At 28.6% G+C, this 11,370-nt stretch carries 9 protein-coding genes and 1 CRISPR repeat array; of the genes, 2 read left to right on the top strand and 7 right to left on the bottom strand.

Annotation, left to right across the window (positions count from 1 at the left end; translation table 11 throughout):
• Nucleotides 1-96: 96 nt before the first annotated feature.
• From GKG00_RS09025 to GKG00_RS01860, 3 genes are all read right to left on the bottom strand, one after another.
• Nucleotides 97-219 carry a hypothetical protein gene (locus GKG00_RS09025; protein ID WP_277752802.1) on the bottom strand — a complete coding sequence of 41 codons (123 nt, stop codon included), beginning with the start codon at nucleotides 217-219 and terminating at the stop codon, nucleotides 97-99.
• 70 nt (nucleotides 220-289) lie between these two features.
• The gene (locus tag GKG00_RS01855) at nucleotides 290-676 is read right to left on the bottom strand and encodes a GTP pyrophosphokinase (RefSeq protein WP_241673635.1); all 387 of its coding nucleotides are present in this window, start codon (nucleotides 674-676) and stop codon (nucleotides 290-292) included.
• 13 nt (nucleotides 677-689) lie between these two features.
• A complete protein-coding gene (locus tag GKG00_RS01860; protein WP_154253984.1) occupies nucleotides 690-881 on the bottom strand; it encodes a hypothetical protein in 192 nt (63 codons plus the stop codon).
• Nucleotides 882-1,202: 321 nt separating this feature from the next.
• On the opposite strand from GKG00_RS01860, the gene GKG00_RS01865 reads away from it, so the two are divergent.
• Both GKG00_RS01865 and GKG00_RS01870 read left to right on the top strand, forming a co-directional pair.
• Nucleotides 1,203-1,415, top strand: a complete 213-nt coding sequence (locus tag GKG00_RS01865) for a hypothetical protein (protein WP_154253986.1) — start codon at nucleotides 1,203-1,205, stop codon at nucleotides 1,413-1,415.
• An 18-nt stretch (nucleotides 1,416-1,433) separates the two neighbouring features.
• The gene (locus GKG00_RS01870; protein ID WP_154253987.1) at nucleotides 1,434-1,619 is read left to right on the top strand and encodes a hypothetical protein; all 186 of its coding nucleotides are present in this window, start codon (nucleotides 1,434-1,436) and stop codon (nucleotides 1,617-1,619) included.
• 218 nt (nucleotides 1,620-1,837) lie between these two features.
• Here the strand turns inward: GKG00_RS01870 and GKG00_RS08935 are convergent, their stop codons facing one another.
• The 4 genes from GKG00_RS08935 to cas1b form a co-directional block, all read right to left on the bottom strand.
• Nucleotides 1,838-1,954, bottom strand: coding sequence for a hypothetical protein (locus GKG00_RS08935; protein WP_346962826.1), 117 nt, complete (start codon nucleotides 1,952-1,954; stop codon nucleotides 1,838-1,840).
• Nucleotides 1,955-2,244: 290 nt separating this feature from the next.
• Nucleotides 2,245-4,050, bottom strand: a complete 1,806-nt coding sequence (locus GKG00_RS01880) for a cell wall-binding repeat-containing protein (protein WP_172976487.1) — start codon at nucleotides 4,048-4,050, stop codon at nucleotides 2,245-2,247.
• 122 nt (nucleotides 4,051-4,172) lie between these two features.
• Nucleotides 4,173-9,914: a CRISPR direct-repeat array (repeat unit 30 nt; unit sequence ATTTACATTCCACTCTGGATAGATTTTAAT).
• 180 nt (nucleotides 9,915-10,094) lie between these two features.
• Entirely contained in the window at nucleotides 10,095-10,370 is a 276-nt protein-coding gene (gene cas2, locus GKG00_RS01885; protein WP_110058436.1) for a CRISPR-associated endonuclease Cas2, read from the bottom strand.
• A 2-nt stretch (nucleotides 10,371-10,372) separates the two neighbouring features.
• Nucleotides 10,373-11,365, bottom strand: coding sequence for a type I-B CRISPR-associated endonuclease Cas1b (gene cas1b, locus GKG00_RS01890; protein ID WP_154253991.1), 993 nt, complete (start codon nucleotides 11,363-11,365; stop codon nucleotides 10,373-10,375).
• Nucleotides 11,366-11,370: the final 5 nt, after the last annotated feature.

Genomic DNA, 11,370 nt, shown 5'->3' on the forward strand with positions numbered 1-11,370 from the left:
GAGCGTGAACTCATAGCCTTTTTCCGTTTCTTGGATTATTCAAAAAACGGGTGTTTTATTAAGAACATCTGTTAGGAAGATGCCCTTAACAAATTATTATTTTGTCTTTTTAGTCTTGATTTTTTTGTTTTTTGATTTCTTCTTTTTTTCTAAATATTTTTTATAATACTCTTCTAACATTTTTTCGGCTTGTATGTTGTTTTCATGTGTGTTAAGCATATTATTCCTCCAATAATTCTATTTTTACTTTCAACATCTTAGATTGTTAATATTTGGTGTACTATTAATTTTATGCCAAAAGATAATCTCTAGCTTTCTTGTATTTTTCAACTCTTTTAAAGTCTTTTTCTGTAAGACATTCCAGTCTGTTTAGATTCATATTATCTTCCAAATCCATTAGTTTTACTTTTCTTGCAATGCTATTACTTTTTATATTTTTTACATAATCCATATATCCTACATTTTCTGGATGCGTAAGTTTAATCAAAGCATCTTTTTGTTCAGAGTCAAGAAAGTCAAAATCATTAATTGTGTATTTGTCAGAATCTTCTAAAACATCGTGCAACAGTGCGACTATCTTATATCGTCTGTCACTTATTTTCTTAGAAACTCTTAATGGATGTAAAAAGTATGCATGTCCGCCTTTATCTTTTTGTCCTTTATGCGCATTCAGCATAATAAAAAAAGCTTTAATATAGTTGAGCATAATATTCTTCCTTTGTTATATCTTCGGTATATATCGACCCCAAATCAATTTTAGAATAAAAGTCATTAAATATTTCTTTGCCATCTTTTATGCAATAATACATTCCACCTTCACGTTTTACATACTTTTTATAGTCTGGGCAATAATAATATACAGTTGGCGTTTTAAACTTCATAATCACTGATCCTTTCTTTTTTATGTTCACTTTCTTTTACAAACCATTTACCAACTTTTATGTAAATATTCGATAAACTGAAATATATTTATATTATATCTTTTATCTCCCAGAGATCCAATATTATGACGATGATTTGTAAAATTACTATTAAACACCTTTTCGCTTTTATATTGTATAGAAACTTTCAGTATTTTTTATACAATAATGATATAATTTATAATAAATACCTAAGTAAGGCTTTAAAATCAAAAACTAAATATTGATTAATGTTTGAATGATAATAACAAAATTTATAGATATCTAAAATAGGAGTAAATTATGAAGTCAAAAATAGATTGGAAACGGTCCGAAGAAACCTTAAAAGCAATAATAATGGATATAGTTAATCGAAAAGAAGAATATGAAAAAGAATCAAATAGCGAATTTGATGAAGGTGTAATTGCCGGATATGAATTTGTGCTGGACTCTATAAAAAGCGAGTTAGAAGTTCGTGGATACGACTTTAATGAATGGATAAAAGATAAGAATTAATATAATAGGATGACAATGATGAAAGCTAAATATATAATAGAAAATTGGGGTATATCTCTAACTAAAAACAAAATTTACGAAGCATTAGGATATGAAGGTGAATTTATAAGAATTATTGATGATACTGATGAAGATTATTTATACGATCCAGATGATTTTGAAATAATAGAAGATGACGATATCCAGAAACGTACTGAGTTTTAATTCATGATTAACAGGTTTTCTAATGGGTATGTGAAAAGTTTTGTGTATTAGCTCTTCCTGATAGGTTGTGAGCTGATATTTTTTATTTTTTTAAATATACCTTTTGTTGTTTTAATGGCAAAATTTAGATTCTGACTTCAAAAATATTGATAGTTGTGACAATATTTACCCCCATCCTCTTATTCTACTTGTCCACTTACTTGAAGCATCTACAATCGCTAGATACAAGCTTTTTTAGGGCGTAGTCGTTTGGAAATATTGTTTTGTTTTTTTGCTTTTCTAAGTTGTCTATTAAAATTTTCTATGCTATTTGTTGTATATATTACTTTTCTTATTCTATCTGGATATTTGAAATATGTTGCTAATTCAGCCCAGTTGTTTCTACACTAATTTACACACATTGGATGTTTTTCCGCCATTTCCCTTCAAATATATCTAGATTACTTAGTATTAGTTTTTCTGTTGATGCTTTGTATACTGTTTTTAAGTCTTTTATCTTTTATTTCTCTATATAATATGAATTTTGTTGAGTCTTGTTTCTGATCTTTTTCTTGGTATTCTAAAATCCTCCTGATTACTACAATATCAGGAGGATTCTATACACAAACTATTTCACAGTCTCGTTTTAATTCAAATCAATCTTTTCTATTACTTTATAAAGTTTTTGCATATTAGTTCTTGTCGCAAAAAAGCGTGGATAATTTCCTAAATTATTAAAAGTTTTATTTTTATCTCCATAGTCATAAAAAGTAACATCAAAATATAGCCATTGATTATTTATTTTTGCAACATTTATAGCATGATCATACTGTTCTGTTTTTATACCTACTAATACAATTTCACTTTGAATATTTGCATACTCACATAAATGCTTAAATAAAGCAGCATATAAATCACAAACTCCTCTTCCAACTTTATTTTTGGAATTTATTCTATCTTGATACCATAAAACAGGATAGCCAATAGCGTCTGCTTGATCTTGAATATTTTTGGAATAATATCTTTGGTCATAAGTTGTATTGTTACATATCCATTTTATAATATACTCCACAGTTTTTTTGTCATTCCCTCTTCCATAATTCACAGCTGACTTTGCAACATCTTTTAATTCCTTTTTCATTTTTATTTCATCATAATACATTTTTTTCAAACCATTTAAATCGGATTTATTTCGTATTATAATACCATGACGTAAAATTTCATGATCATCATTATATAGTTTTTCTAGCATATCATTAGGAATTGATATCTCATATGGGTATGTTTTTATATTTTCTGATAACTTTAAAGCTTCTTCAAAAGACTTTGCCTTCAATTTTATTTCTGCATAAGGAAACGTAGTAATTGTTATGAATTGATTTTCTTTGTTTTTAGGTGTTTCTTGATTATCCGAATTTTCTTTATCTTCTTGTTCTTCTTGTTCTTTTTTATTATCTGGTTTTACTGAATCTTTTTTTGCTAACTCTAATATTTCATTCGGAACTGATTTTTCTCCACCTACTATGGTAAAATCTTTGTTTTTGATTAAATTTTTAAGATTGTTAGATATTGATTTTGATGATGTTAATACAATTGTTGAGTTATTAGTATAGGAATAAGGAATAGCTACTAAGTTATCTGCAAAGTTTTCCCCACTTACAACTGTATACTTATCATTTCCTATTTCTTTTGCTAATTTCAATGATGTATCATATCTATCTCTTCCACTTATTCTGTGAACTTTTGCTACTGTGGAGAATTGTTGTTCAATATTTTTTGATATTGATTTTTCTCCACCTACTATATATACGTTATTAACTTTTGCTCTTTGTTTCTTGTTTGTATTAAAGAATTCATTTTTTATTGTTTCATCTATTTCATTGTGAGGTGTAATTATAATCTTACAATTTAGTTTTTTTGCTAATGATGTACCTATCAAACTATCTGCAAAGTTTTCTCCACTTACTAATATTATATTTTCGTCTTCATAGTTAGTGGATCCTATTAATAATTGATTAACTGTATCATATCTATTTTTCCCTGCTAAACTTCTACTAACTTTAAATCCGTTGTTTTGTAGTTGTTGAATTACTTTGTTTGATACGGATTTTTCTCCACCAAATATAACTATTTCTTTGTATTTTTTTGTTTTTAAATGGTTTAATGTTTTTGTGTCTACTTTGTCTGCCTTTGTGTAATATATTGGTATATGTTTTCCATTTCTATCTTTGATATAGTTTGAAGATGCTATTGCATCAGGATATGCTAAATAATTTATCAAATAGCATGTGTCTGAGTTTTCATACTCTTTTGATATGTTGATTGCTACATCAAATCTGTCATGTCCACCTATTCTTGCTTCTTTGTATGCAAGTCCATTTGTTGGAATCGTTAGCATTGTTGCTAATGATAATGCAACTGTACATTTAACTAAGTTTTTCTTTAAATTCATAATTCCCTCCATTAAATATTATTTAATTCTAGTATATCATGTTTTATTATTAATATCCTACACATTTTAAATGGGGTTTAGATTGAGCTTATTTATTTTAATTTACAATTGTTAAGGTATCTCTTTTCATTCCACTCTTGGTAGATTTTAATGAGCAATAGTTGATGAATCACTAATAAATACATCATTTGCATTTCATTCTGGGTAGATTTTAATCTATCGATCAGGACTTTTCTATTGAAGAGGTGGAAATTTACATTTCAGTATGATTAAATTTTAATACTACTCCAGTAAAAACATTGTATATAAACTCTAACTTTACATTCCACTCTGGGTAGATTTTAATCATAATAGATTTAATTCTTCACTCCATGAACCTTAATTTACATTCCACTCTGGGTAGATTTTAATTGAAGTTGAGTTTAAGGGAGATATGGCTTTGGAAGCATTTACATTCCACTCTGGGTAGATTTTAATGTTATAGAAGAATTATTTAAAAGTGGTGTTAGAATAATTTACATTCCACTCTGGGTAGATTTTAATGAATAGAGGTGTTTTTGTGATGATTTATCTTTTTACATTTACATTCCACTCTGGGTAGATTTTAATTTTCGTTGAACTTATCATCTTGAAAATGCACGCCATCATTTACATTCCACTCTGGGTAAATTTTAATTCTGCAACATCGGCTTTTAAAATCGCATATCACATAATTTACATTCCACTCTGGGTAGATTTTAATAGCATTTTCTCCAAATAGATTGGGTCAATACTATCATTTACATTCCACTCTGGGTAGATTTTAATGTTATGAATTATAAACACTATATTAAAAATTTAAAAAAATTTACATTCCACTCTGGGTAGATTTTAATGAGGCTAAGTTAATCGAAAAACTTACTCAATTTTACATTTACATTCCACTCTGGGTAGATTTTAATTATATGAGTGTATCAAAAGCAAAAGAAGTAGACACATTTACATTCCACTCTGGGTAGATTTTAATCAATGTTCACAATATAGTCATCAATATCTGGATAAATTTACATTCCACTCTGGATAGATTTTAATTAATTCTTATAAATATTATGTAGAATATATTAAAAAATTTACATTCCACTCTGGATAGATTTTAATAGAGAATAAATTCAGAATTTTTTACTTATAAAAAAATTTACATTCCACTCTGGATAGATTTTAATTTTTGGAAAGATGAAAAAATCAAAGGACACGATAATATTTACATTCCACTCTGGATAGATTTTAATTTTAATCCTCGTGATTAGCACTTTTTGTTTGTCTAAATTTACATTCCACTCTGGATAGATTTTAATTTTATTATATGAACAGACGAGACAAAGACTCAATGATTTACATTCCACTCTGGATAGATTTTAATTGCTTCCAAAGAACAAACAAGACAAGGGTTATAAAATTTACATTCCACTCTGGATAGATTTTAATATAATGCATTGTTCCTACTTCGTGGCAAGCTCGGATTTACATTCCACTCTGGATAGATTTTAATTAACAATATTTATAACTTAAATAGTAATATAAATTAATTTACATTCCACTCTGGATAGATTTTAATGAACATTTGTTTGTGACGTGCGTTCTATATTAGTTAATTTACATTCCACTCTGGATAGATTTTAATGTAAACCTTGAAAGAGCAAATAAAAGTGGATTTGCTAAATTTACATTCCACTCTGGATAGATTTTAATTTCCAGCATTACCCGATATTGTTACCATCGGATAGGCATTTACATTCCACTCTGGATAGATTTTAATTAACGTCATAATATTTAGCTTTATTTATACTCACATTTATTTACATTCTACTCTGGATAGATTTTAATTCTATATAACGTCTAAAGCAAACACCCACAGAATTAATTTACATTCCACTCTGGATAGATTTTAATAGAAGACTATAAATCATATAAATGGTCTAAAATTAAATTTACATTCCACTCTGGATAGATTTTAATGGGCTTTGCCAAGGATAATTACACAATGTTGGATAAATTTACATTCCACTCTGGATAGATTTTAATGCATCTCCGACTTCGTTCCTCCGTAACCAAGTTTAATTTACATTCCACTCTGGATAGATTTTAATCTAGCTTGTTCCTTGTGTATCTTCATCTGTTTAATATTTACATTCCACTCTGGATAGATTTTAATTTTACTTCTAAGTTATTATCTCCTGCAAGTTTATCATTTACATTCCACTCTGGATAGATTTTAATTCAAGTGAAATGGAATAAGTCATAGCATCATCAAAATTTACATTCCACTCTGGATAGATTTTAATTGTTATGTTTCTGTTGTGTTTCTGTTATGTTTTTACATTTACATTCCACTCTGGATAGATTTTAATGATTTAATGAAATGAGAAGAGAAAGGGGGTAATCAATTTACATTCCACTCTGGATAGATTTTAATGAAGAATACGAAAAATTATTAGCAGAAGTTAACAAATTTACATTCCACTCTGGATAGATTTTAATTCATCAAGGATAACATTTATTACCCTTGATAAATATTTACATTCCACTCTGGATAGATTTTAATTAATAGTTTGCTTGGTATTGGTATGGGAAATATCCTATTTACATTCCACTCTGGATAGATTTTAATTAAATCGCTACTGCCCTGGGATCATATTTATTATTATTTACATTCCACTCTGGATAGATTTTAATAGTAGAAGAAGATACGGTTGCTATGGAACACAACGATTTACATTCCACTCTGGATAGATTTTAATTCTTCTAAAAAAGCCGACAGTCCTTATTTATTAACATTTACATTCCACTCTGGATAGATTTTAATTTGATAATTGGTTGTACATTTCTATCAACAATAGCATTTACATTCCACTCTGGATAGATTTTAATCGAAAAGATTTCAATATCAAGCCAATAGATAAAAAATTTACATTCCACTCTGGATAGATTTTAATAAATCGAAAACAGCGAAATGACAAGAAACTCATATTTACATTCCACTCTGGATAGATTTTAATTGAACTAGATGCTTGTTTGGTGACACACGAGCATAATTTACATTCCACTCTGGATAGATTTTAATTTAGCTGTATTGCGTGGGGGAAAACAGCGGAGAATATATTTACATTCCACTCTGGATAGATTTTAATACCAATGCATGTGAATTGTCGTAGTAGTTTTAGCGATTTACATTCCACTCTGGATAGATTTTAATATGACGAGACTGTGGATCTTAAAAGACAGTTATTAGATCTTAATTTACATTCCACTCTGGATAGATTTTAATAACGAATTACTACAAGATGAAATTATTAAACCAAAATTTACATTCCACTCTGGATAGATTTTAATAGAATATTTTGAAACGGATAATAGCGAAATCGATGATTTACATTCCACTCTGGATAGATTTTAATTAATCATTCAACCTATTGCTAATATTTGAAGCAATATTTACATTCCACTCTGGATAGATTTTAATTAAATGTAGACTATCAGTATCACTATATAAAAAAATTTACATTCCACTCTGGATAGATTTTAATTCCTATACGATATTTATTATTCTGATACTCAATTACATTTACATTCCACTCTGGATAGATTTTAATTTTTAAAAATAATGAATTTGGAGAAGTAAGAACAAATTTACATTCCACTCTGGATAGATTTTAATGACGGAAAGAAGTTTCAGGTAAAGGACAGACAAGCATTTACATTCCACTCTGGATAGATTTTAATACATTACATATCCGTTTTTCGACCCTATTACAACGTATTTACATTCCACTCTGGATAGATTTTAATGGAGTTCCGCCATCTCCAGATTTGCCAAACAATGATTTACATTCCACTCTGGATAGATTTTAATTAGTATTCCTGCTTGTCTTTTTGTTTCTTCTATCATTTACATTCCACTCTGGATAGATTTTAATCCGTTATTGAATCATCACGAATTACAAAACATTGGCGATTTACATTCCACTCTGGATAGATTTTAATCTATTATTCATCTTTCACCTCCATAAATAAACCTAAATTTACATTCCACTCTGGTTAGATTTTAATCTGATAAGGATATAACAGAGTTATTCTATCATAGCAAAGAGATTTACATTCCACTCTGGTTAGATTTTAATAGCCACGAATAGATAATATTAAGTCGTGGGATATATATTTACATTCCACTCTGGTTAGATTTTAATGCCGACTACAGCCGAATTGATTTTTGACATTGTTGATTTACATTCCACTCTGGTTAGATTTTAATCTAAAAGCAAAAGAGCAATTCGGTAAATACGTCAAATTTACATTCCACTCTGGTTAGATTTTAATCTGGTATCAAGCTTGATGAAATTAAGGATTTGATTTATTTACATTCCACTCTGGTTAGATTTTAATAGTTTTCATTCGTTTCACCTCCCTCCAGTTTCTTTATTTACATTCCACTCTGGTTAGATTTTAATCAAAAATAGATTTTTTCTTGATATGGCTTTTTATACATTTACATTCCACTCTGGTTAGATTTTAATGCGAATACCCACGACCTTCGCAAATCTCCTGTATCAACATTTACATTCCACTCTGGTTAGATTTTAATCAAGACAAAAACGCAAAAAGCTTTTTGAATCTGGACACATTTACATTCCACTCTGGTTAGATTTTAATTGATAAATTAGCTTTTTTATCCAAATCTATTTTATATTTACATTCCACTCTGGTTAGATTTTAATACCCTAATTATTCAGTAGGTGGACACACGAAACATATTTACATTCCACTCTGGTTAGATTTTAATGGAAGAATGGTTAAAAGTGGAGATACAATAATAGCTATATTTACATTCCACTCTGGTTAGATTTTAATTCAATATTACAATAGCTTGCAATATAACAACCTACATTTACATTCCACTCTGGTTAGATTTTAATTACTTGAAATCTTTATCAACATCAATTAAACTAAATTTACATTCCACTCTGGTTAGATTTTAATAGCCTTTGGCAACAATGTTTTCCCGTATGCTTTAACATTTACATTCCACTCTGGTTAGATTTTAATAACAACAAGGATTTTAAACAAGTATATTTAACTAGATTTACATTCCACTCTGGTTAGATTTTAATTGACTTAGAAAGAGCAAATAAAAGTGGATTTGCCAAATTTACATTCCACTCTGGTTAGATTTTAATGGAAGTTGTAGGATAAGAAAAGGGGGTAATTTTGTATTTACATTCCACTCTGGTTAGATTTTAATAGAATGGTTAAAAGTGGAGATACAATAATAGCTATATTTACATTCCACTCTGGTTAGATTTTAATTGGAATGGGTAACATTTTAGGTGGTACTCTTGGACTATTTACATTCCACTCTGGTTAGATTTTAATATAATATGTATATCTATCTACATAGAACAAATGTTATTTACATTCCACTCTGGTTAGATTTTAATCAAGCTTTCATTTTTCAATTAGAAAGGATTTTTAATTTACATTCCACTCTGGTTAGATTTTAATATAACTTATTTAAGATTTAAAAATCAAGAGGGATTTATTTACATTCCACTCTGGTTAGATTTTAATTCGCTTTATCAAATCACTATTTCGAAATAGTAGGAATATTTACATTCCACTCTGGTTAGATTTTAATTCCAAGTTTGCCGTTAGGTTCTGATAGCTCAAAAATTTACATTCCACTCTGGTTAGATTTTAATGAATAAACATATTCCAATTTTCTAGGATATCCACAATTTACATTCCACTCTGGTTAGATTTTAATATAATAAATATTTAAGAGAACATAATGAGATAAAGACATTTACATTCCACTCTGGTTAGATTTTAATAGGTATCTGTCTGTAAGTGTATTTCCAACGCTTATAGACGGTGTTTCTGTCTATGTTCTTTTTAAGTATATCAAATTTACGATTTTTTTGAAAATAATTCAATGTAATACAAAATAATGTGTGATTTTAGGCGTTGTCGATCTACGCGTATTTTGTCTATACAGGTGATCGACAATTATATTAGATAAATTGTGGATCATCAATTTCTGTTCCCAATATATCTTTTTCAAGCCATCTTTCGTTTCGACTTTTGAATATTATTACTGAATCTAACTTCTCATCGATTTCTTTTTGGATTTTCTTCTTCAACTTAAACAAATCCGATTCCAAGATTTCTCCTTCGAACACGGAGTTTTGGATATGGTTTAAGTATTGTTTGCATATTTTGAATACTCTGTTCCATCTTCGTTGTCCATTATTTTCATTTGAGATGTCATACACTAAAATTATATACATTTTTACCACCAAATTATAAACGGTTCATATTCTTTTTCACCAATAAAATGCTTCACCAATTTATAACATTCTAATCTGATTAGATATCTGTAGCTTACATTTCTTGATAAATCTTTGTGCTTTATCGTCCTTTGCAAAGTTTTATTGTATTCTTGCAATATTACCTTAGACCCTGATTCTTTCATGTACAAATAGTTTAATTCTTGACTAAAATGTTTGTCTTGTATCTGATTTTTGTTCAATAATGAAAATATTAATCTGTCAGCTATCAACGGTTTAAATATTTCAGCAATATCCAAACTCAGCGAATATCTTCTATCGCCAGGTTCATGTAGAAAACTAATTGTAGGATCAAGTTGAGTTTTGTAAATTTCGCCCAAAACTGTTGTGTAGACTAATGAGTTCAAATAAGAAATCAAAGTATTCACGATATTATCGGGAGGTCTTTTGACTCTTTTTTCAAAGTCAATCTCTTGATTAATGATTGTGCTCCACGATTTGTAATATGTTTTGTGAATATTACCCTCCATACCCATAAGTTCTGGCACATCTCTTGCTTTGTCTAGGTTTTTTAAGTAATAATTAACCTCATTCATATAATCTTCGAGATCTTTCCCTCTGCCATTATAATATCTAAGGTTTCTGTATATATTTTTACCTGCACCCTCTACAAATTTCATCGCTAGTTGCAGTCTTTTTTCATCGTTCAAATAAAATTGGGCTTGTTTAACTGTTATTTTTCCAGAAATTTTTGATTTTTTTGGCATCAAACTTGCACTGTAGAAATCATAGTAGTTGAAAAAATGAACGATTATGTAATTATGAGACAGAAAATCTATTAATTTAGAATTAATACTAACCTCTCCAAAAAGATAAATCTCTGATACCATATTGACTGGAATGTCTCTCTTCTCGCCATCAACCGTGCAAAATTGAAGAGTATTATCTTTTCTTTTCAGTTCCCCATTTTGATAAACATACAAGCTATTCTTCATAAAAT

Source organism: Finegoldia sp. BIOML-A1 (assembly GCF_009678325.1).
GTDB lineage: Bacteria > Bacillota > Clostridia > Tissierellales > Peptoniphilaceae > Finegoldia > Finegoldia magna.